The organism is Leptolyngbya sp. NIES-2104, from assembly GCF_001485215.1.
Classification (GTDB): Bacteria; Cyanobacteriota; Cyanobacteriia; order Leptolyngbyales; family Leptolyngbyaceae; genus Leptolyngbya.
Genome location: NZ_BBWW01000001.1, coordinates 857,664 through 879,011 on the forward strand (window position 1 = coordinate 857,664; position 21,348 = coordinate 879,011).

At 48.2% G+C, this 21,348-nt stretch carries 19 protein-coding genes; 8 read left to right on the top strand and 11 right to left on the bottom strand.

What is annotated here, in order from left to right:
- The first annotated feature begins 210 nt into the window (after positions 1-210).
- Positions 211-624 carry an AbrB family transcriptional regulator gene (locus NIES2104_RS03920; protein WP_058995929.1) on the top strand — a complete coding sequence of 138 codons (414 nt, stop codon included), beginning with the start codon at positions 211-213 and terminating at the stop codon, positions 622-624.
- 14 nt (positions 625-638) lie between these two features.
- Positions 639-1,481 (top strand): CPBP family intramembrane glutamic endopeptidase, encoded by an 843-nt coding sequence (locus tag NIES2104_RS03925; RefSeq protein ID WP_059001552.1) that lies wholly within the window; start codon positions 639-641, stop codon positions 1,479-1,481.
- A 181-nt stretch (positions 1,482-1,662) separates the two neighbouring features.
- On the opposite strand, the gene ftsY is transcribed toward NIES2104_RS03925, so the two are convergent.
- A complete protein-coding gene (ftsY, locus tag NIES2104_RS03930) occupies positions 1,663-3,165 on the bottom strand; it encodes a signal recognition particle-docking protein FtsY (protein ID WP_058995931.1) in 1,503 nt (500 codons plus the stop codon).
- Positions 3,166-3,205: 40 nt separating this feature from the next.
- Positions 3,206-3,826: a transcription antitermination factor NusB gene (nusB, locus tag NIES2104_RS03935; RefSeq protein WP_058995933.1), complete on the bottom strand. Its 621-nt coding sequence runs from the start codon at positions 3,824-3,826 to the stop codon at positions 3,206-3,208.
- A 121-nt stretch (positions 3,827-3,947) separates the two neighbouring features.
- Here nusB and NIES2104_RS03940 point away from each other — a divergent pair, with 121 nt between their 5' ends.
- Positions 3,948-4,154 carry a type II toxin-antitoxin system HicB family antitoxin gene (locus NIES2104_RS03940; protein WP_058995934.1) on the top strand — a complete coding sequence of 69 codons (207 nt, stop codon included), beginning with the start codon at positions 3,948-3,950 and terminating at the stop codon, positions 4,152-4,154.
- A gap of 3 nt (positions 4,155-4,157) precedes the next feature.
- Here the strand turns inward: NIES2104_RS03940 and NIES2104_RS03945 are convergent, their stop codons facing one another.
- Positions 4,158-4,502, bottom strand: coding sequence for a translation initiation factor (locus tag NIES2104_RS03945; RefSeq protein ID WP_058995936.1), 345 nt, complete (start codon positions 4,500-4,502; stop codon positions 4,158-4,160).
- Positions 4,503-4,697: 195 nt separating this feature from the next.
- Between NIES2104_RS03945 and NIES2104_RS03950 the strand changes: the two genes are divergently transcribed.
- Complete coding sequence (locus NIES2104_RS03950; protein ID WP_058995937.1) at positions 4,698-5,105, top strand: hypothetical protein; 408 nt, start codon at positions 4,698-4,700, stop codon at positions 5,103-5,105.
- A 3-nt stretch (positions 5,106-5,108) separates the two neighbouring features.
- Positions 5,109-6,359 carry a glutamate-5-semialdehyde dehydrogenase gene (locus NIES2104_RS03955; protein ID WP_058995940.1) on the top strand — a complete coding sequence of 417 codons (1,251 nt, stop codon included), beginning with the start codon at positions 5,109-5,111 and terminating at the stop codon, positions 6,357-6,359.
- A 27-nt stretch (positions 6,360-6,386) separates the two neighbouring features.
- On the opposite strand, the gene NIES2104_RS03960 is transcribed toward NIES2104_RS03955, so the two are convergent.
- From NIES2104_RS03960 to NIES2104_RS03975, 4 genes are all read right to left on the bottom strand, one after another.
- A complete protein-coding gene (locus tag NIES2104_RS03960; protein ID WP_058995942.1) occupies positions 6,387-7,568 on the bottom strand; it encodes a sensor histidine kinase in 1,182 nt (393 codons plus the stop codon).
- 67 nt (positions 7,569-7,635) lie between these two features.
- A complete protein-coding gene (locus NIES2104_RS03965) occupies positions 7,636-8,253 on the bottom strand; it encodes a hypothetical protein (protein WP_058995944.1) in 618 nt (205 codons plus the stop codon).
- A gap of 261 nt (positions 8,254-8,514) precedes the next feature.
- The gene (locus NIES2104_RS03970; RefSeq protein WP_058995947.1) at positions 8,515-9,627 is read right to left on the bottom strand and encodes a Gfo/Idh/MocA family protein; all 1,113 of its coding nucleotides are present in this window, start codon (positions 9,625-9,627) and stop codon (positions 8,515-8,517) included.
- Between the two features lie 353 nt (positions 9,628-9,980).
- Entirely contained in the window at positions 9,981-10,298 is a 318-nt protein-coding gene (locus NIES2104_RS03975; RefSeq protein WP_058995949.1) for a hypothetical protein, read from the bottom strand.
- A gap of 211 nt (positions 10,299-10,509) precedes the next feature.
- On the opposite strand from NIES2104_RS03975, the gene NIES2104_RS03980 reads away from it, so the two are divergent.
- Positions 10,510-11,811, top strand: coding sequence for an efflux RND transporter periplasmic adaptor subunit (locus tag NIES2104_RS03980; protein WP_225895203.1), 1,302 nt, complete (start codon positions 10,510-10,512; stop codon positions 11,809-11,811).
- Between the two features lie 6 nt (positions 11,812-11,817).
- Complete coding sequence (locus NIES2104_RS03985) at positions 11,818-15,117, top strand: efflux RND transporter permease subunit (protein ID WP_263970905.1); 3,300 nt, start codon at positions 11,818-11,820, stop codon at positions 15,115-15,117.
- 195 nt (positions 15,118-15,312) lie between these two features.
- Here NIES2104_RS03985 and NIES2104_RS03990 read toward each other — a convergent pair whose 3' ends face one another.
- From NIES2104_RS03990 to NIES2104_RS33330, 3 genes are all read right to left on the bottom strand, one after another.
- A complete protein-coding gene (locus NIES2104_RS03990) occupies positions 15,313-16,920 on the bottom strand; it encodes a 2-isopropylmalate synthase (RefSeq protein ID WP_058995955.1) in 1,608 nt (535 codons plus the stop codon).
- 136 nt (positions 16,921-17,056) lie between these two features.
- A complete protein-coding gene (locus NIES2104_RS03995; protein WP_263970906.1) occupies positions 17,057-17,563 on the bottom strand; it encodes an NYN domain-containing protein in 507 nt (168 codons plus the stop codon).
- Between the two features lie 146 nt (positions 17,564-17,709).
- On the bottom strand, positions 17,710-17,841 hold the full coding sequence (locus NIES2104_RS33330) for a hypothetical protein (RefSeq protein WP_263970907.1): 132 nt from the start codon (positions 17,839-17,841) through the stop codon (positions 17,710-17,712).
- A 204-nt stretch (positions 17,842-18,045) separates the two neighbouring features.
- On the opposite strand from NIES2104_RS33330, the gene NIES2104_RS04000 reads away from it, so the two are divergent.
- Positions 18,046-20,496, top strand: coding sequence for a CHASE2 domain-containing protein (locus NIES2104_RS04000; protein WP_058995959.1), 2,451 nt, complete (start codon positions 18,046-18,048; stop codon positions 20,494-20,496).
- On the opposite strand, the gene truB is transcribed toward NIES2104_RS04000, so the two are convergent.
- Complete coding sequence (gene truB / locus NIES2104_RS04005) at positions 20,493-21,344, bottom strand: tRNA pseudouridine(55) synthase TruB (RefSeq protein ID WP_058995961.1); 852 nt, start codon at positions 21,342-21,344, stop codon at positions 20,493-20,495. The genes NIES2104_RS04000 and truB overlap by 4 nt on opposite strands.
- Between the last annotated feature and the right edge of the window lie 4 nt (positions 21,345-21,348).

Consider the following 21,348-nt stretch of genomic DNA (forward strand, 5'->3'; position numbering starts at 1 on the left):
ATTGACAAAGCAGGATTGCGCGTTGTGAAATTGCGATCGAGCAGCCTTTCATTGATGAACTGTAAGATTTAATCAGAAAGATTAATGTTAAGACGAACTGAATAAAGTCAGTGTGCAAAAACAAGCGTTTAAGGATATATTTTATTAAGTCAAACATTAAAGATTGACGCTAATACCCATTTCAGAAATCGTAGGGATATTCTGTAGCAGATGAGTGAACCTGCAACCGCCCCTTTAACCGGGAAGGCATTACTTCAAAAAGTAAAAGAACTGTCACATCTACCGCGTCGAGAAACGGCAAAGCGATGTGGCTATTACACCGTTACGAAAAACAACCAAACTCGCGTCAATTTGACCGAGTTTTATGATGCCTTGCTGGTGGCGAAAGGGCTTCCTCTCGATCCCGAAGGCACCAAGGACGGTCGCGGACGTGAACCAACTTATCGAGTGAGTGTCCATCAAAATGGGCAAATCGTGATCGGTGCGGCTTACACCAAAGCAATGGGTCTAAAACCTGGCGATGAGTTTGAAATTAAACTCGGTTATAAGCACATTCATTTGGTGCAACTCTCCGGCGACAAAGCCAGTAAAAATGGTGCAGTCGAAGTAGAAGAGAACGAATGATCGCAACTGCTTTCATGAATCAGTTTCCTATCGTGATCAATGCAGTTCAGTTTGTTAACGCTTTCTCACAAACGCCTGCATTTGTTCAGATAGGATTCTTTTTTTTGGTGTGGGGTTTAGCGTGGTTGCCGATCGCAATTCCAATCGCGTTTTGGGTAAAATGGAAGCCGTTTAATCCGCTAGAGTTACAGCAAAAATTGCCGCTCGTGGCTTCTCTTTATGCGATCGCTCCGTTCATTTTATGGGGCGTTGCTCGTCTCAAAAGCCTTCCATTTTCGACCTTTGGAATTCATTTGAACTCGAATCTTTTTGCTTCAGCCGGAATCGGATTAGGGATCGGAGTTGTTGGAATTCTGATTTTATTCGGGATACAAACGGCGTTCGGTTGGATTCATTGGAGATCCGAAAACTGGCGAAAATGGTTGGCGGCAAGTTTACCAACACTTTTACTTGGAATCTGGATCGGATTGACTGAAGAACTGGTGTTTCGTGGGTTCTTCTTTGGACAGTTTGAAGCAGATTTTTGGACAAGTGCGATCGTATCGAGCGTGATTTTTGCCGTGCTTCATTTGATTTGGGAAGGCAAAGAAAAGATTCCACAATTGCCTGGATTGACGCTGATGGGTGTGGTGTTGTGTTTGGCGTTTGTGCAGGATCGCAATAATATTGGACTGGCTTGGGGACTCCACGCGGGTTGGGTGTGGATGATTGCGAGTTTGGATGCAGCAGAAATTCTGCAATACGAAGAGACTGCACCAGAATGGGGAACGGGAATCGATCGTCAACCGTTAGCGGGATTGTTGGGGTTGTTGTTTCTGCTCGGAACGGGATTGGGAATTGAAGCCATTTTGGGGTGATGGAATTTCGCGATCGAGAATGAATCACACCGATTCATGAATGCGACAGATTCTGCGTTTACCCAACGACGTAGAGACGCGATTAATCGCGTCTCTACCCGGATTTTTCGATAGAACGATGAATTCTAGGTTCATTCATCGAACGGGCGATAAAACCACGATCGCGCCTTCAAAACTAACCCTAACCGCTAATCAACGCTTCAACAAATTCATAACTAGAGAATGGACGCAAATCCTCAATCCCTTCTCCCGCACCGATAAAGCGAATCGGTAATCCAAGCTGTTCGACGACTGCAAGCGCGATTCCACCTTTTGCCGTTCCATCCAGTTTCGTCAGCACTACACCACTCAGTTGAGCCGCTTGCGCGAACACTTCCGCTTGTTTTAATCCGTTTTGTCCCAGTGTTGCATCGAGAACAAGCAAGGATTCGACTTTGGCATCTCCCGCTTTTTTATCGATAATGCGACGAACTTTGCTGAGTTCATCCATCAGATTCTTCTTGTTCTGAAGCCGCCCAGCCGTATCAATCAGCAGTAATTCAGTTCCACGAGACTGAGCCGCACTAATTGCATCAAAGACAACCGCAGCCGGATCAGTATTCTGTCCTGGATTTGCAATGACTTCGACGTTGCTTCTTTGTCCCCAAACTTTGACTTGCTCAACCGCTGCCGCCCGAAAAGTATCAGCCGCTCCAATCAAGCATTTGTAGCCAGATTTGGTCGCAATGTGGGCAAGTTTACCGAGCGTCGTTGTTTTCCCCGCTCCATTCACCCCCGTCATCAGCCAAATGTTTAAGGTGTCTTTTTCAGGCGCGAAGAATGCACTATGTGAACCCTGTAGCGGTTGATCTAGGAGATCACGCAAGATTTGTTTTAGGTATGCGATCGCTTGATCCGGCGGCAATGTTTCCTGTCTTAATTTCGCCTGCAATGCCTCGATAATTTTGTCGGTCGCTTCTACACCCGCATCCGCTTGAAGCAATAGCGATTCAATCTCATAAACGGCATCTTGATTCAGCGGACCTTGACCGACGATGGCTTTGAGTTGATTAACTAAACTGCGGCGAGTTTTATCGAGTCCTTGCCGTAGGCGTTTGAGCCAGGTGATTTCTTCGATCGACACATCTTCCGCCCGTCTTCCCATCGCAGAAAGAACATCCGCAGACCAGAGGAAACCTTCATCGATCGTAAATGCGGGTTCTAGTTTCGGTGCTTCGACAACTGGTTCAGGTTCGGTCGGTTCTTCAATAGCAGTTGCTCTAAGGCGTTCGAGTCGAGCTTGGGTATCCGCTTGAGATTGCGCCCAAAACGGAAGGGCAAGAGCCACTTCTTCTGTCGATTCGGGTTCAGCTTGCTCGATTTCAGGTTCGACAGCTTCGGAAACGGTTTCGGAAGATTCGACGACTTCTGGAGCTTCTACCGGTTCGGATTCGGCAACGATCGCTTCTACAGGTTCTAGAGCCTCTTCTTCAACGACTTCAGGCGTTTCTGGTGCTTGTTCGGCTTGTTCTCGCTGTTTGCGGCGAAAGGCTTCTACGATCGCTCTTGCATTGGCAATCCGCGCATCTTCTTTCGAAGGTGTCTCTTCAGCAGGCGTTTCCTCCACGGGCGTTTCTGCCGCTGGAGCCGGTTCAGGCTGATTTTCTTCTTCTTTGTTAAACCGATTGAACCAATTAAACGTCATAACCCAAAATCCAGAACGCCTACTTTCACTTTAATGGAAATTAAGACTTCACATGAATCGCTTCGGTGACACGGCGCAAGATTCCATTAATAAACTTGTAGCCGTCTTCGTTGCTGTACCGTTTCGCGAGTTCTACAGCTTCGTTAATGGCAACACTTGTGGGAACGCCAAGAAACATCATTTCAGTCGTAGCGATACGGAGAATGTCGCGATCGATTGCGGCTAATCGATCGACGTTCCAATCGACCAGAATTCCATTCAGCAACTGATCGACCGTTGCCCGTTCGACCTGAAGCCGCGTAATAATTTCCATCGCGTAGGCACGAACTTCAGCTTGGTTTGCGAGTTGAATGAATTCGGGAAGGTCGATCGCGCCTCCGAGTCGATTGATCGCGGATTGAGCGAGGTTGACGGCTTCTTGCACCATCGATCGAGCGGCTTCAAGATTGGCGGCGCGAGTTTGACTCTTTAACAGTTGAGCATCACCGCGTTGCAGTTCAGCCGCAGCGGTTTCGAGCGTGTCGCGGGCTTCGGTGGTAAGGGTGCGAATCGAAGCGAGAACGAGATCTTGGAGTTTTTGCTGGTTGACTTTTTCGAGGTCTGAAGGGAGTTGACTGATGCTCAGCAGTGCGAGTTCGCGAGAGATTCTACGGGCTTGCATGGCGATGGGATTCAATGTAGCTTACGTATCCTAGCGCGAAGTGGAGCGCGATCGAAGCAGAAGGAAAGGGCGATCGATCTCCCTCGGTTAAGATGTTGAAATCTGCGATCGCAAATTAGCTATGAACCTTACAACACAGCAATTCACTGCCATTATTGAACGTGAGGGCGATGGGTATGTCTCACTCTGTCCCGAACTAGATATCGCTAGTCAAGGGAATACGATCGAAGAAGCCAACCAGAATCTTGCAGAAGCGATCGAACTTTTTTTTGAGGTTGCTGACCCATCAGAAGTTCAGCGACGGTACGCCAATCTTTCATCGTGTTGAGCTTCAACCGCCGCTGATTTTTGCTTTGTAGCCCAATCCTGTGAGAATTTGCAGCAGTTTTTGAGCGTGATCGCCTTGGATCTCGATCGCGTCTTCTTTCACCGCGCCCCCGGTTCCACACTGCGCCTTTAGTTTCTTCGCCAAATCGCTCAGGGTCTCAGGCTTACCCTGAAATCCAGAAACGATCGAAACCGTTTTGCCACCGCGCCCTTTGCGAGAGACTTGAATTCTCAAATTCTGCTGATTTGGTGGCAGGTCGGGAACAGCTCTTTCAAACACTTCGGGATTGCCAAACTCGGAATAGACGACGCGATCTTGATCGATCGGCTTCGGCGGTTTTTTTGCCATAACTCACACTCGATGTGTCCAAATGTTACAAGTAAATCACAACTGATTCTTAAGGGGGCGGAGTCTCCAAAACGAGAGTGATAGAATTCCTAACATAGTCGCGTTAGAAATTTAATTTTAATGCGACCTGGGTGCAGTGGAATTTATCCCGCCGCAACGATATCAACCTCCATTTAATAAGCTCTCACCCGACTTGTGCATACCCAGAAGCATCACAAGATAGATTTAGGGACGGATTATCCTTGTCCGTGCCGTCGTCGCGGTCGCCTAATCCCGATCGCGCTCACTGAAGCGTTTGGCTGTAATCGCTGCCAACAGATTTTCGTGGTCGAAGAAAACGGCTGTGTGATCGAACAACTCGCCACCACGTATCCGTATAAGCGATCGTGGCGCTGGACGGGACACCAGTGGAACGTCGTGCAGCCGGGACTGGGCGATAGTTATCTCCCGCTGGCACTCGGTATTTTGCTGGTTCTGTTGAGTATTTGGCTTCCTGTTGCGCTCCATTCGCCGTCCGGTGCCAATATTATGTTGTGGGCGATCGTGGCATTGGTGTTAGCCGTGCTGCCAGCGCTCATGGTGTGGTTAGCTTATCGGCGGTAGTTCATGACGACGGACATAGGGGCATTCGACCCGATTTCAGCCCTGCGATCGGCTCAGATGACTTCGCTGACGTTGGCGGCAACGAGTGGAGTCGATCGGAGTCGTGTGGTTCAGGCGATGGCACAGGCGTTGTGTCGTCGGCAAAATGAGATTCTAGAAGCGAATACGCTCGATCTCGAAATCAGTCGGGAGATGGCAATTTCCGAGTTGCTGCTGGAATGGCTGAAGTTGACCCCGGAACGGCTTCAGAATGTGGTTCAGATTCTCAATCGGTTGAGCGAGTTACCCGATCCGATCGGGCGCGTGATGCCTGCGAATTTTCAAACCGATCGCGCTCAGACGTATTCTCAGTTGATGCCGCTGGGTGTGATTGCGCTGATTTACGAAGGATTTCCAGAGTTGAGCGCGATCGCGGCTGGATTGTGTATCAAGTCAGCAAACTGTCTGATTCTCAAAGGTGGGAATGAGGCGACTCACTCGAATATCGCGATCGCGGAAACATTACAGCAAGCGCTCGAAGATGAAGGGTTTCCGATCGAAAGCGTTCAACTGCTTCCCGCAGAAGCGACACCGATTCGAGATTTGATTATTCAAGATCGGTATTTGAATTTAGTGATTCCTTACGGGCGACCGAGTTTAGTTCAGCAAGTGGTGAGACAGGCGACGGCTCCCGTTCTACGATCGGCGATGGGAAATTGTTATCTTTATTGGTCGCCATCGGGAAATTTGGACATGGCGCGGTCGATGATTGTGGATAGTCATGAAACCGAACCCGATCCGGTCAACGCGATCGAGAAAGTTCTGATTCATCGACAGCAGAATCCTGCTTCACTGGTCATGCTCTGGGATAGTTTGCGAGAAAAAGGATTCCAGATTCGAGGGGATATTGCTTTAGCTGCTGAATTTCCGGGCGTTCGTGTGGTTGAGGATTCGGAATGGAGTCAGGCTTATCTCGATCGTATTGTCAGTTTCCGCGTGGTGGATGGTTTAACTAGCGCGATCGAGTGGATCAATCATTACAGTAGCGGTCATGCGGATTGTTTGGTGAGTGAGTCTTATCAGGAAGCTCGACAATTCGCGATCGGAGTCAATAGTGCTTCAACTTATATCAATGCGTCGCCTCGGTTTTATCGCAATCCAAAGCGGGGAGATGCAATTTTTCTAGGGATGTCCAATCAGAAAGGGCATCGACGCGGATTGATTGGATTAGAGACATTAACCACCGTGAAACACATTGTTCAAGGAAACGGTTAAAGCAATGGGTTGACTTTAAAACACACTTTAGCCTTCCTGAAATTCTCGTGGAAAAATCGCTGTGAAGGTTGAGCCTTCTTTCGGTTGGGATGCGAGATAGATATTACCTTGTAAGAGTTCGACTAATCGAGCCACGATCGCGAGTCCCAGTCCCGTACTATCCGGCGATTTCATCGTTCCAACGCGCTCAAACGGCGCAAATAGACGGAGCTGATCTTGAGGATCAATGCCGATTCCAGTATCAGTTACTGAGATTAACCAACGATCGTTAGCCAGGCTGCGACAAGCGATCGTTACACTGCCCGATTCTGTGTAGCGAACTGCATTACTGACTAAATTCGTAATCACTTGCTGTAGGCGAAATGGATCAGTAATCACTTCTTGGGGTGCTTGTTCGAGGTCGGTGATCAGTTGCAAATTGCGATCGTTGACTAACGGCTGCATCTCATCAATCACAACTTGGATCAGTGCTGGAAGGTCGATCGCCTCTGGAATGATGTGCATCTTTCCGGCTTCGTAGCGCGATAGTTCCAGTGCATCATTGATCAAATGCAACAATCGCCGCCCGCCGCGCAACACCTTTTCAATATGTTCCAAACTAGAAACAGAATCACGCTCTTCTCGTCGAGACTGTCTCAAGAATAAATCCGCGTATCCAATAATTGAAGTGAGCGGTGTTTTGAGTTCATGCGCGAGAATCGAAAGGTTATCTTCACTGGTACGCGCCAACCGTTTCAATTCTGAGACGGTAACCCCTAACTGATTTCGGACTTGTTCTAATTCGTTTAATCGTTCAGCCACATAGCTTTTGAAACATTGGGATACCGCTAAATCGATCACAGAATCGATCACAGTGAGCGCACGAAATATTTCTTCAGGAGTACCGCCTAGTAATTCAGCACGAATGCAATCAAAGATCGTTTTACGCAGCAAATGATACTCTAGAGCGATTTCGCTTGGATCAAAACCTTGATTCGCTCGTAAAACACCGTGAGAAATACTACCTTCGACGATCGCTTTATTGTCATCTGCTTCAGTTTGCGACAGACAGAGCGCCATCGCGATCAACACATCATCAATATGGTCTTCGATCGCGGTTCTGGGTAGTGTATCTGCACTGCGAATTTGTCGATCGTTTGCCACCGCATCCGCCCAATCGGTTTTAATGCGATCGATATTATCCTTCAGCAGTTGACTAAAATCCTGCATAACTCTAATCAAAGAAGCTTTGCGGATTGTAGAAGAATTGCTGCGGAAAATTAATCTATCAAGCGAATTACTTCAGTGTAGGAATGTTTGGACGTAGACAGAGATAAGCCAGCGGACCAAACAGCGGAATGAGCGCAACGATCCAGAAGAATTGCGATTCTTTGATTAATCCACGTCGCGCCATATCGTCACTTAATAGAGTGGGATAAGGAAACAACAGCGCAAATAAAACTAATGCAAGCGACATGCCGTGAATGAATTTGTCGGTTTGGAAAGATTGAACGAACAGACTCCAATCTCCGAAGACGATCGCAAATAGTAAGAAAACGACAGTACTAATTGTGAGGACAATTCCGGTTGCTTTTGAATCGAGCAGGGCTAACCAAGGATCTTTCTCACCGGAGAATTGATCATTGGGTTCTCGCAGAGCAAGGTAGGGAATTAAGCCAACTGTACCGGATGCGATCGAGGCTAACATAAAGCCCCAAGCTGGAATTTGCTGCATTCTGCCATCTGCAAAGATAAGACAGCTATAAATTAAGAGCCAGATTCCGACCATGCTAAAGGCAGAGAGCGCTACAGGGTTTAGGAAGTACAACAATTTGATGTTGAGAGGTGGAGCAAACCAAACGACATAAACAATAAACCCCAGCCAAATTAGCCATAAGCCTAGTTTTCGTATCATTGATTTCTCCTGTATTTATTTAATTTGTAGAGTGGATTCAGCTTATTGGGAGTGTTTCAAGTTTATCGTTCGTTGCATTCACCCGCCCCGGAATGAAATTCGGGGCTAGTTCTTTCAGTCAGTTGAAACTGACTGAAAGAACTATACTTTACTCCTTTAGTCCCCTTCAGTGGACTTCGTTCTGTTAGCCCCGAATTCCATTCCGGGGCGGGCTATGCAGTAAACCAAAATCTCCTAACTCTCTAATCTCGAAACTCTCTCCTAACCCTTTCCAGAAGGATCGCTTGCATTCACTAACTCTGGAGCTTCCACCGCAGGTAAACGCATCACTTGTTCCATACTTGGACGCGCATGTCGATCGAGATCCGCAACGGGTACAAACTGCTTATTCTTGATCGATTGCTCCAGCGCTTGAATAATTCGCACATCATTTAAGCCTTCCATTCCCGAAGGTTCAGGAGGTCGATCTTCCAAAATACAATTCGAGAAGTACACCAATTCAGCCGAGAACTGATCGACATCAGAAAACGATCGCTCTTGAGTTTCACCATCGATCGTCAATTGATGCTTGATCTCGCCCTCAGTTGCATAAGCAGAATCGAGCCTTATATCGCCTTTTGTTCCAACCACTTGATAGGTCGAAACTGGAGCCGCCCCGAAACTGGTTGTGAATGTTGCTAATCGATCGCCTGGGAATCTTAGAATCGCAGTCGTCATCTCAGCGACTTCTTTGAAGCGATCTTCTCCATTGGTGGCACTGGTGGCGAAAACCTCGATCGGTTCGTCCTGGAAGAGATACCGAGCAGCATTAATGCAGTAAATTCCAATATCGGCGATCGTTCCACCACCGAGCGCAGTTTGTAAACGAATATCGCCCGGTTTTACTTGTTGAGTGAAAACTGAATTAAAGATGCGCGGTTCACCGATTTGACCGGATTTGAGAATGTCGATCGCTTGTAAGTTCGCTTCTTCAAAGTGCAATCGATAAGCGATCATCAGCTTGACCGCGTTTTCATTGCACGAGCGGATCATTTCTTGACATTCTTGTGCGGTTACTGCCATTGGCTTTTCACACAGCACATGAATTCCGGCTTCTGCTGCTCGAATTGTGTATTCTTTGTGCAAGTGATTTGGTAGAGCGATATAAACCGCGTCAATTTCGCCGCTATTTAAGCAATCATCATACTCATCGTAGCTGTATGTATTTTGAATTCCATACTGTTTCGATAGCTTTTCTAACTTCTCTGGATCATTGGAAACCAGAGCGGTAATTTCAGAATTTTCGCGAATGTTTTTGAAGCCTGGAAGAACGGTCGCTTGGGCAATCCAGCCAAGACCAACAACCGCATACCGAATTTTTCGAGAAGTATTCATGTGAAGCGATTTTCTAAATGTTTGTTTAGGAGTGTTTGAAAAGTATAAAAGGTTTCTTCGCTGCGTTCTGATTCGCCCCGGAATGGAATTCGGGGCTATCGGTGCGAAGTCCTTTGAAAAGGACTGAAGACCCCATTTCAACTGGCTTTTAGTCCCCTTCAGTGGACTTCGCACGGTTAGCCCCGAATTCCATTCGAGGGGCGGGTGATGCAGTGAACGATACTTTTCAAACGTCCTCTTAGAGGTAGAGGGGCAGTTATTGATCTGCTGGTGCGTCAGGTCTTCGATCGACGAACTCAAAGCATCTCACCAAACCCCAGAGCAGTGACTTGCCCTCTACCAAATTCCACAATCTACGCGATCGATTGACCTGCTTGCGATAACAACTCGCCCAACTGTTCAACCTTCACTGCAACATCTCCAGTCGCATCCGCTGCGGCTTCTGAGGTGTCTTCACCCAGATCTGTCAAGATCTGCGAAATTGCACTCGCATCTCCTTGAGTCAATGCTGCTTTCAAATCGCCTAGATCTTCTGCCAAATCGGTGCCTTGAAGCTGTTGCTGCCAGCTTTCAATCACTGCGATCGCTTGCTCAACCGGAATCGAGGTCAACCCCTGCTGCAATGCTGCGATCGTCGTATCAACATCCACTGTCCGAACTGAATCTGCCATGATCTTTCATCCTCTTCAAGAATTGCAACAAATCCCTCACACCTCTCTCGATTCTTGCAATCTGCCTTTGGAATTCGTCACTCTTTTGGGAGAAATAGCGATCGAGGTTCTATCTTGTGACACGACGCAAGTTCAGCCTTTGGATCGATACAGTTAGAACACAAAATATTAAATACTGTGAAGACCAATCTGTGCCAACCGTTGATTCGTCATGATGCGACTCCCGATTCCTGTCCGCTTAACGCTCAGTCAACTCGGACTCGCCGGAGTATTCCTTCTGGGTGGGTGCAATTTGATTCCAGCAGGGGATGCCCAACAGCAGCCCAATCCCCAAAATCAGCAAGGTAATGCAGCCGCAGTTGATACCACAGTCGTCGAACTCGGAAGCTTGAACGAAGAGCAGACCTATACCGGAACAACCCGACCGTTTCGAGAAATCTCACTGCGATCGCAAGCCGAAGGCAGAATTACGGACATTAGCGTAAATGTGGGTGATCCAGTGCAGGCGGGTCAAACGTTAGCTCGATTAGATGGCACGATCGCAAATTCGTCTGTTGCACAAGCAGAAGCAGAAGTGGCGGCACGAGAATCAGAAGTTGCAAGTTTACAAGCGGAAGTGGAGGATGCTCGAACTCAGGTAGAACGGGCAAGATTAGAATTGCAACAAGCGCGATCGGATGCGGAGCGGCAAGCGATTCTGTTCCGTCAGGGTGCAACTTCAGCGCAACAAGCGGAAACCGCGAGAACAGCAGCCGGAACAGCAGAACAAGCATTACGATCGGCAGAAAAACAGGTTGCGAATCGGCAGCAAGCAGTCACTGCCGCCGCGAGACGAATTACGGCACAACAAGCGATCGTCAATCAAGAGCGAGAAAGACAGTCTTTTAGTGTGTTAACTTCGCCAGTCAATGGAGCCGTTTTAGCGCGTCCGACGGAACCGGGAAATTTAGCACAAGCGGGAACGGAAGTTTTACGCATCGGTGACTTCAATCAGGTGAAAGTTCAGGTGCAAGTGTCAGAGCGAGAATTTGCCACGATTCGAGTCGGGCAGAGAGCACAAGTCCGCTTAGATGCACTTCCAAATCAAATGATCGCGGGAACCGTGACGCGAATTGCTCCAGCAGCAGAAACACGAGCGAGATTGATCCCGATCGAAGTCACGATTCCAAATCCAAACGGCAGAATTGGCAGCGGATTGCTAGCGCGAGTCAGTTTTCAAGGCGGACAATCTCAGCGCGTCGTGGTTCCCGAAGGAGCGACCCAGATCGGACAGCGACCTGGACAAAGACCGCAACAAGCTCAAGAGGCTCCGAAGTCCGGTACGGTTTATGTCGTGAGCAAATCTGGTGAACAAGCGACAGTTAGCCCCCGACAAGTGCAGCTTGGTAATCGGGCAAATGGACAAGTCGAAATTTTATCGGGTGTGAATGCGGGAGAAACGATCGTCGTTCGCAGTAGTGGCAAGTTAGAAGCGGGTGCGCCCGTTCGGTTGAGCATTTTATCGAAGGGATAAAGCATTATGACTATGCAGTCTTCTCAATCGCGGGGGTTTAGTATTAGCTCGATCGCGATTCGACGACATATCGGGACTTTGATGGTGACGCTGACTGCGATCGTCATTGGTCTGTATTTTCTATCGAGTCTTCAGGTCGATTTGCTGCCGTCGATTACCTATCCTCGGATCGGGGTGCGCGTTAATTCTCCTGGAATTTCGCCGGATGTTGCGGTCGATGAAGTGACTCGCCCACTCGAAGAAGCCCTTTCTGCAACAGAAGGTGTAGTGCAGGTTTATTCCCAGACTCGTGAAGGACAGGTCAGCGTCGATTTGTTCTTTCAGCCCGGCGGAAATATTGATCAAGCGTTGAATGATGCGACTGCGGCATTTAACCGAGCGCGGGGAAACTTGCCGGATACGATCGAAGAACCGACCCTGTTCAAAGTTGATCCTTCCCAGCTTCCAGTGTATGAATTTGCTGTTACTTCTCCTTCTTCAGAGTTGGTGGATTTGCGGGTGTTTGCGGATGAGGAATTAGCGCGGGAATTGGGCGTAGTCGAAGGAGTGGCGGCAGTTGATGTCTCTGGAGGAGTCGAAGAAGAAGTTCGGGTGATTGTGGATCTCGATCGACTTCAAGCCTTGGGAGTGGGATTAAATAGCGTTCTACAAGAATTAGAAGAAACGAACCAGGATATTTCTGGAGGACGGATTCTAGGCAGAAATTCTGAGCCGTTGACGAGAACGATCGGGCGGTTCAAGGATGCCGCGGAAATTCAGAATTTATCGTTTCCAGTTGCGGCTACACCGACTTCAACGCAATCAACAAGCGGAACGACAACCGAATCGACAACGCCTGCTCCCCAAGAACGAGTTTACCTTCGTGATTTTGCTGAAGTTTCTGATGGAACGCAGAAGCAGCGAGTTTTTGTAAATTTGAACGGTCAGCCTGCGGTAAAAGTCAGTATTCAGAAACAACCGGACGCAAACACGATTCAAGTCGTCGAAGGTGTAAAACGCCGGATCGAGGAACTGCGTGGATCGGGTGTCATTCCTCAAGACATGCAGCTTCTTCCAACGCTGGATGAATCAACATTTATTCAAGCGTCTCTCAATAGTGTGACCGAATCTGCATTGTCAGGAGCAGCGCTCGCAGCATTGTCAGTCTTATTGTTTTTGGGATCGCTCAGACAGACCTTTATCATTACGCTCACGATTCCACTTTGTACACTAGTCGCAATCACGGCGATGAAAGTTAGCGGTTTCTCGCTCAACATCTTTAGCTTGGCAGGCTTAGCGATTAGTATCGGTCAGGCGGTCGATACGTCTGTCGTGATTCTCGAAAATATTGATAAAAAAGCTGTGGGGCAAGGGGGTGCAGCAGGGTTAGCCGCACAAGGCAAGGGAGCCGCGATCGATCTAGTCGAAGACAGTAGCCAAGAAGTTGAATCCTCACTCGTTGCAGCGACTGGAGCAAACTTAGTTTCAGTCTTGCCGTTTATTTTAATCGGCGGCTTTATCTCGCTGTTGTTTAACGAATTGATTCTAACGATTTGTTTTGCGGTTGCGGCTTCGTTGGTGGTTGCGGTCACTGTCGTACCGATGCTGGCATCCCGATTGTTATCGATTCGCTGGTCGAGTCGAATTAATCGCTTTTGGTTATTTCGGCAGTTTGATCAGCGATTAGCAGGCGGAACTCGTCGCTATGCGGGACTCCTCGCTAAAATTACTCGCAGACCGATTTTAGCGATCGTGCTCACGGTCATTCTTCTGGGTGGTAGCGGTTTCTGGATGGTCGGTCGAATTCCTCAAGAAATTCTGCCGCGAATTAGTACCGGACAAGCGAATTTGTTTGCTCAATTTCCGCCGGGAACTCCGCTTGCAACTAGTCAGCGCGTGATGCAAGAAGTAGATAAAATTATCCAAGCTCAACCGGAAACCGAATATGCGTTTACAACGGTCGGGGGCTTCTTGTTCGGCAGTAATACGAGTGAAAACCCGCTGCGGGCTTCGAGCAATATTACCTTAAAGCCAAAAACCGATGTCGAAGCGTACGTCGAGAAAATCAATCGAGAATTTCAGCGGTTGAACTTAGTCGATGTCACATTGCGGCTCAGTCCCGGACAAGTTCGAGGCTTAATTCTGAATAACTCTCCAGTTCGGGGTGCAGAGATCGATGTGATCTTGCAGGGTCAAAACACCGATGAACTCGAAGCCGCAGGGCGACAAATGTTAGGAGCGTTGTCACAAGCAACTTTGGCGCGATATCGACCGGATGCGGATCAACGTCAGCCCGAAATCCAGATCGAACGCGATCGAGAACGTGCCGATGCTCTCGGATTGAATACACTTGCGGTTGGAGAAACGATTCAAACCGCGATCGAAGGAACGATTCCAACTCAAATTCAGCGCGGAAATCGTTTAGTCGATGTCCGAGTCGAACTCAACGAAGACGCGATTCAAAATGCTTCTCAAGTCGAACGGATTCCACTGTTTACGAGTGACAATCAAATCGTGCGATTGAGTGATGTTGCAACCATTCGCACCGGACAAGCACCTGGACAGATTCAGCGCATTAATCAGCGGCAAGTGTTTCAGATTGCTGGCACGTTGAATCAAGGGGCGAGTTTGGGAGCGGCTTTAGAAGAAGTCGATCGCATTTTCCAAAATACTCAATTACCACAAGGCATTTCTCGCTTACCAAGTAGTGCCGCAGAAAGTAACCAACAACTGCAACAAGCCTTACCGCTCTTGGGTGGCTTGGCGGCATTCCTGGTCTTTGTCGTGATGGCGGTTCAGTACAATTCGCTGATTGATCCGCTGGTGATTATGTTTACGATTCCGCTGGCGTTGTCGGGCGGCATTATTGGATTGTTTGCGACTCAAACGGCGATCGGGGCAACGGTGGTCGTCGGAGCCGTTCTACTGGTTGGGATTGTGGTGAACAATGCGATCATCATGGTGGAAACGGCGAACGAGATTTATGAGGCTGAAGGGATTGATCGTCGATCAGCAATGCTCAGAGCCGCGCCAGAACGATTACGCCCGATTTTGATGACGACTGTGACAACGGTTCTCGGTATTTTTCCACTCGCTTTAGGATTAGGCGAAGGCGGCGAATTTCTCCAACCTTTGGGAATTGTGGTGTTTTCTGGATTGTCGTTAGCAACTTTGCTGACGCTGTTTATTATTCCGTGTTTCTATGTGCTGCTGCATCATTGGCTCGATGGTGGGAAAGCGCAAAAAATACGATCGACGCGATCGATTCCAAAGGTGGAGGAACCGATTTCGTCGATCTCGAAGACATCACAGGATGGGGCTTTATAGGGTGTTCTAGAACCTCTCGCTCCGATTCAGTCCCGCCCCGGAATGGAATTCGGGGCTAATCGAACAAAGTCTACTAAAGGGGACTGAAGAAACTAGATTGAACGTCTTGAGTCCTTTTCAAAGGACTTCGCACCGTTAGCCCCGAATTCTATTCCGGGGCGAGCGAACAACGCAGCGAGAAGGTTCTAAAACACGCTAGTTTGCCGTCTGAGACGCAACCGCTTGTTTATTTTCGTTCTGCAACGAGGCATACAAACGATTCAACGCATTCACATACGCTTGCGCTGATGCCACGATAATGTCCGTGTTCGCAGAATGTCCAGAGTAAATCCGATCGCCATATTTCAACCGAATCGTCACTTCCCCGATCGCATCAATTCCCGCTGTCACCGATTGCACCGAGAATTCGATCAGTTGATTTGGCACATTCACTACGCGGTTAATCGCTTTGTAAACGGCATCGACTGGACCCGTTCCCGTTGCTGCGTCGGTTAACTCTTCGCCATCAGGATTGAGCAATCGAACGGTTGCAGTCGGACACGTGGAACTTCCACAAGAGACTTGCACCAGGTCTAAGCGGAAAAGTTCGGGGACTTGTTGAACTTCATCATTGACAATCGACTCTAAATCGCGATCGGTGACTTCTTTCTTTTTGTCCGCCAGTTCTTTGAATCGAACAAAAGCTTTGTTGATTTCTTGGTCGGTCAATTCAAAGCCCAGTTCATTCAACCGAGAGCGGAACGCATTTCGTCCGGAGTGTTTACCCAGAACTAATAACGTATCGGTCAGCCCGATCGTTTTCGCATCCATGATTTCGTAGGTTTGCCGATTCTTCAGCATTCCGTCTTGGTGAATTCCGGATTCATGGGCGAAAGCGTTTGCGCCCACGATCGCTTTATTCGGCTGTACGAGCATTCCAGTCAGGTTCGACACCATGCGCGAGGTTTTGTAAATCTCTTGGGTGTTGATGTTCGTGAGCGGTGTTTCCGATTCGACCGAACGATCCAGATAGGGATTGAAATACGATCGACGAACGTGCAGCGCCATCACCAATTCTTCGAGCGAGGCATTTCCAGCCCGTTCGCCAATTCCATTGATCGTACATTCAAGCTGACGCGCTCCATTTTTGACCGCTTCGAGGAAGCAAGCGACGGCTAACCCCAAATCGTTGTGACCGTGAACGGAAATAATCGCTTGATCGACATTTGGCACATTTTCCTTGATGCCGCGAATCATGGCACCGAATTCGCTCGGAGTCATGTAGCCAACCGTGTCCGGAATATTGATCGTTTTGGCTCCAGCCGCGATCGCAGCTTCTAACACCTGATACAGATATTCAGGGTCAGACCGCGCCGCATCCATCGGCGAAAATTCCACATCATCGACGAATGATTTCGCATAAGCGACCATTTCTTGCGCGATCGCCAACACTTCCGCACGAGTTTTTTTCAACTGATATTCCAAATGAATATCTGAAGTGGAAATAAACGTGTGAATTCTCGGTTTAGCCGCGGGTTTGAGCGCTTCAGCAGCAGCTTTGATATCCGCTGGAATTGCCCGCGCCAAACTGCAAATGGTGGGACCATCCGGAGTGCCAACCGCCTGAGCAATTTTCTGAACTGCCTCAAAATCTCCAGGACTCGCAAACGCAAAACCCGCTTCAATAATGTCCACACCGAGTCGAGCAAGCTGACGCGCGATCGTAAGTTTTTCATCCACATGAAGGGTTGCGCCGGGGCACTGTTCGCCATCGCGCAGAGTGGTATCGAAAATCAGAATGCGATCGAAATGAGATGCGTTCATAGCTCGACTGTGTGTAGTTGTAGTGTACTGTCGTTACGAATCGGTTCGCGCCGTTTATCGAATCGAGCGCGAAACTGTAGTGATTGTAACGCTTATTGTAGTACGCTGCTTTGTCGAGTCAGCACATCTTGACCTTTCAGTAATCGGCTTTCTCGATATGAGGACGAATGTCGTTCAAATCAATATAGCGATCGGTCACATTCCGCAATTCACGTGCGATCATGCCTTCGGTTGAAACTACAGTGATGTGAGTGTTTTTCGATCGCAATTGTTCGATCGCTCGTTCAAAATCACCGTCACCGCTAAAGAGAATTACGCGATCGTATTGCTCTACGGTGTTGAACATATCGACGACAATTTCGATATCGAGATTGGCTTTTTGAGAATAACGACCGGAAGTATCGTCGTAGTACTCTTTCAAAATCTTGGTTCTTACTGTGTATCCAAGGCTGATCAAAGCATCACGAAAGCCGCGTTGGTCTTGGGGATCTTTCAATCCGGTATACCAATAAGCATTGATCAATTCGACACTTTTTTCAGTAGTAAAATGTTCTAAGACGCGCTTGGGATCAAAAAACCAGCCATTTTTCTGCTGTGCATAGAACATATTGTTTCCGTCTACAAAAATAGAAAGACGGTTCATCGAGTAATGCATAGAAGCTAAAGACCTAAAATTTGTAGAAGCAAAAATGTGAATAATTAATTCTAGCAACGGAAAACTGAGAGCGGGCTAGAAATTGATGGAATTTCGAGCAGTTTTACGATAAAATCTGCCGCTCCATCAATTGTCTACGCTTCTTCAGCGGCTCTCATCGTCAATCCCCACACAAATCCACTCTGTTTCATCTGGAGAAAAAACCAGAGTGCTGGATTTGAGCGAGTTTGACGATCGCTGCCAAATTGTCGAGGTTTTCCTAACATTTTGAATTGGATTTATACCACAGCAAGATATAGCGCTTTACATTAGTTAATTAAAGCAATTAAAACAGATCCTCAGCTATTAGACGGATTTTTTTATAAGATAGTTGAGATTCTGTGGCGATTTCGGAACAGGGAAGGTTGCGAAATCGTCCTGAAACAGTCTAGACGCGCTTGATTGATCAAACGTGCCCGGTTTTCTCAGTCATGAGTAAAAAAGTATCGCCTTCAGCTTTGATTCAAGCGTTAACGTTGACGCTGCGGTCTGGATTGTTTCGAGTAACGACGGTCAAACAACCGGAAAATCAGCCGACCGAAACGATGCCGATCGATTCCAAAGTCGATCGTGCGATCGCAGTGACAGAAGCCCCAAAGAAAAAAGACCCTCGATTCGTGCGTTTGGGTCACGCTTTGATGCTTGGATCTGCGATCGTGGCTGGATTGACGACGGCGTTTCAGCCAAAAGAGGCGCAGTATTACTGGGAACGTGAAATTCAAGCGGCAATGTTTAATTTGCGGGGTGAAGTTGCGCCACCGGACGATATTGTAATTTTGGCGATCGATGATGAAACGCTGCTACAACTGTCTGGATCGAGTCGATTGCTCAGACGCAGTGATTATGCGCGGGTTATTGATCGAGTGATGCAAGCCGGAGCAAAAACGGTTGGAGTTAATCTGATTCTCGATTTGCCCAGTTTTACACAGACGGAACCTTCGACCGATTGCAGCGATCCGAATTTGAAAGTATCAGACGACGATCGCCAATTACAGCGAGTTTTAGAGCGATACGATGGGCGCGTTACATTGTCGGTGAACACAGATCGACTCGATAACCGTCAAGGGGAACAAGTGCGGCTTGTTCTGCCGTTCTGTCCGTTTCGCACTTCCAAGGCTTCCTACGGATTCATCGAGTATCGCACCGAAACGAATGGCAAAATTCATCGCTTGGGGAGTGAAGCGATCAAGTATGAACGAGCATCGCGAGAAATGGCGGCACTGTTTGATCAAGAGAAGGTCATTTCGTTTGCAGATGTAACAATTCGATCGGCAAATTTACCCGTTCCGCGCCCCAGCGGTGAAAATCTTTTCTTTTACGGTAGAGATGGCACGTTCAGCCGCGTGACGATTCCGTTTTGGAATGTGTTATCGGAAGAAAACTGGAACAGTGACTTTCTCAAACGTGGGCAAGTGTTCAAAGACAAGATTGTGCTGATCGGAGTTACCGCGTCGAATTTGGGCAGCGAGGAAAATACGCCATTCGGACTGATGTCTTCGGCTGAGCTTCACGCCAACGCGATCGCGACTTTGCTCAACAATCGATCGATTCGGAATGCGATTCCCAATTCGCTCTTTTCAGGTTTATCCGTTGCCGCTCTAGTGCTGATTGCAGGACTGATTCAAATTCAGGCGAAACAACCAACCGCAAGATTGGGATGGGCAGGCACGATCGCGCTTTTTTGGGGCGGAATCGGCTATGCGACTTTTACCCAAGGATTGATGATTTTGCCGATCGCAGTTCCGATCGCTGCAATTTTATTTACGGGTATGTCTTATCTCGGAACCGGACTCGCCCATGACTATCGCAACAAGCGCCAATTCCGTAAGACGCTGAAACAGTTCGCCAGAGCGCCAATGGTTCAAGAACTGATTCGCGACCAAGAAGACTATCAAGATTTGCTGAACGAACACGATCAAGAAATCATCGGTAAGAAACTTCAAGGACGCTACAGAATTACGAAAATTCTGGGTTCTGGTGGCTTTGGTCAAACGTACATTGCAGAGGACACACAACGCCCTGGAAGCCCCGATTGCGTCGTAAAACATCTTAGACCCACCAGCAACAATCCCAAGCATTTACAGCTTGCTCGTCGATTGTTTCGATCGGAAGCTCAAAGTTTAGAAAACTTGGGAGAGCATGACCAAATTCCGCGACTGTTAGCGTACTTCGAGGAAGAGGGCGAATTCTATCTGATTCAAGAGTTTGTTTCTGGAACAATGCTGAGTGCAGAACTGACGATCGGGCGACATCTTGCCGAAGTTCGGATCGTGGCACTGCTCCAAGATTTGCTGCAAATTCTCGATTTTGTGCATCGGCGCAATGTGATTCACCGCGACATTAAACCGAGCAATATCATTGTGCGATCGCACGATCAAAAATTAGTCCTAATCGATTTCGGTGCGGTGAAAGAACTCCAGCATCAACTCACTGAAACTGACATCATGACGGCTACAATCGGGATTGGCACTCAAGGCTATATGCCACCCGAACAATGTGCTGGAAATCCGAGACTAAACAGCGATCTCTATGCGGTTGGAATGATTGGAATTCAAGCGCTAACTGGATTGCCACCGAGCCAACTTAGAGAAGATTCGGAGACGGGTGAAATTGTGTGGCGCGATCGAGCGATTGTGAGCGGTTCACTCGCTACGATTTTGACCAAGTTAGTGCAGCGAGATTTTCGACAGCGCTATCAATCCGCAGAAGCAGCCCTTCAAGATCTCAATCAACTCACGAATCTATCAACTCTGACATTGCCACCGGAATTTTTTGTTGCAGCCTCGATCGAGGTTGAGGATGATATCACTACGACTCGTCCTTGGCCCCAAACCTTCGGAGAAGAGGAGCTTCCACCGACCGAACCACCCCCAGAAAATTAAACAGGTTCGTAAACCATCTGCGGCACCAACACGCCATCAGATCGAACCTCCCCAATTCCCAAAAAACTATCGTTCTTCACCCGCACCATTCCCGATCGTTCAGACTCGATCGCGATTTTTTGCCCCTGACACCATCGCCGCGCCAAATCACTTGTCAACACCATTTCCGGTAAGTGCAACAATGCTGATTCTGGTTCCATTAAAGGCACCGGAAGCTGTTCGATCGAGGAACTCCCTGCCAATTCAAACCCGCTACTCTCCGTTCTTAGCAGTTTCGCCAAAGTCGCCCCAGTTCCCAGTTCTGCACCGAGGTCACGAGCGATCGAGCGAATATAAGTTCCACCGCCACACGCGATCTCTAAATCCAATTCAGGAAAGTCACCCGGTCGAAACGCTAAAATCTTCAAATCTAAAATCTCGACTGTACGAATCGGAGCTTCGATCGCTTGTCCCGATCGCGCAAGTTCATACAATCGCTTTCCTTGCACCTGAATCGCACTATAGTTCGGTGGAATTTGCTGAATCACGCCTTGAAACAGCGGTAACTTTTCCTCAATTTGCGATAGTTCTAAATTCGGAACCGCTTGCTGCGTCAGGACTTCACCTTCTAAATCATCGGTTGCGGTCGTCACTCCAAATCGAATCGTCGCTTGATAGGCTTTCTCGTGTCGGAGATACTGCAACAATCGGGTTGCACGTCCGATCGCGATCGGTAACACTCCGGTAGCAGCGGGATCGAGTGTCCCCGCATGACCCACTTTTTTCAATTGATAAATTCGCCGCACTTTTGCCACACAATCATGTGAAGTGAACCCAAACGGCTTATTGAGATTGAGAAACCCATCCACGCGA

What these genes read in the sequence shown, in the direction of transcription:
- NIES2104_RS03925 (WP_059001552.1), top strand. Translation starts at nt 639, where the DNA reads ATGAATCAGTTTCCTATCGTGATCAATGCAGTTCAGTTTGTTAACGCT.
- NIES2104_RS03990 (WP_058995955.1), bottom strand. Translation starts at nt 16,920, where the DNA reads ATGAACGCATCTCATTTCGATCGCATTCTGATTTTCGATACCACTCTG.
- NIES2104_RS03970 (WP_058995947.1), bottom strand. Translation starts at nt 9,627, where the DNA reads ATGAATACTTCTCGAAAAATTCGGTATGCGGTTGTTGGTCTTGGCTGG.
- NIES2104_RS03975 (WP_058995949.1), bottom strand. Translation starts at nt 10,298, where the DNA reads ATGGCAGATTCAGTTCGGACAGTGGATGTTGATACGACGATCGCAGCA.
- NIES2104_RS03945 (WP_058995936.1), bottom strand. Translation starts at nt 4,502, where the DNA reads ATGGCAAAAAAACCGCCGAAGCCGATCGATCAAGATCGCGTCGTCTAT.
- NIES2104_RS04000 (WP_058995959.1), top strand. Translation starts at nt 18,046, where the DNA reads ATGAGTAAAAAAGTATCGCCTTCAGCTTTGATTCAAGCGTTAACGTTG.
- NIES2104_RS03955 (WP_058995940.1), top strand. Translation starts at nt 5,109, where the DNA reads ATGACGACGGACATAGGGGCATTCGACCCGATTTCAGCCCTGCGATCG.
- NIES2104_RS03985 (WP_263970905.1), top strand. Translation starts at nt 11,818, where the DNA reads ATGACTATGCAGTCTTCTCAATCGCGGGGGTTTAGTATTAGCTCGATC.
- ftsY (WP_058995931.1), bottom strand. Translation starts at nt 3,165, where the DNA reads ATGACGTTTAATTGGTTCAATCGGTTTAACAAAGAAGAAGAAAATCAG.
- NIES2104_RS03965 (WP_058995944.1), bottom strand. Translation starts at nt 8,253, where the DNA reads ATGATACGAAAACTAGGCTTATGGCTAATTTGGCTGGGGTTTATTGTT.
- NIES2104_RS03980 (WP_225895203.1), top strand. Translation starts at nt 10,510, where the DNA reads ATGATGCGACTCCCGATTCCTGTCCGCTTAACGCTCAGTCAACTCGGA.
- NIES2104_RS03920 (WP_058995929.1), top strand. Translation starts at nt 211, where the DNA reads ATGAGTGAACCTGCAACCGCCCCTTTAACCGGGAAGGCATTACTTCAA.
- NIES2104_RS03940 (WP_058995934.1), top strand. Translation starts at nt 3,948, where the DNA reads ATGAACCTTACAACACAGCAATTCACTGCCATTATTGAACGTGAGGGC.
- NIES2104_RS03995 (WP_263970906.1), bottom strand. Translation starts at nt 17,563, where the DNA reads ATGAACCGTCTTTCTATTTTTGTAGACGGAAACAATATGTTCTATGCA.
- nusB (WP_058995933.1), bottom strand. Translation starts at nt 3,826, where the DNA reads ATGCAAGCCCGTAGAATCTCTCGCGAACTCGCACTGCTGAGCATCAGT.
- NIES2104_RS03960 (WP_058995942.1), bottom strand. Translation starts at nt 7,568, where the DNA reads ATGCAGGATTTTAGTCAACTGCTGAAGGATAATATCGATCGCATTAAA.
- NIES2104_RS33330 (WP_263970907.1), bottom strand. Translation starts at nt 17,841, where the DNA reads ATGTTAGGAAAACCTCGACAATTTGGCAGCGATCGTCAAACTCGCTCA.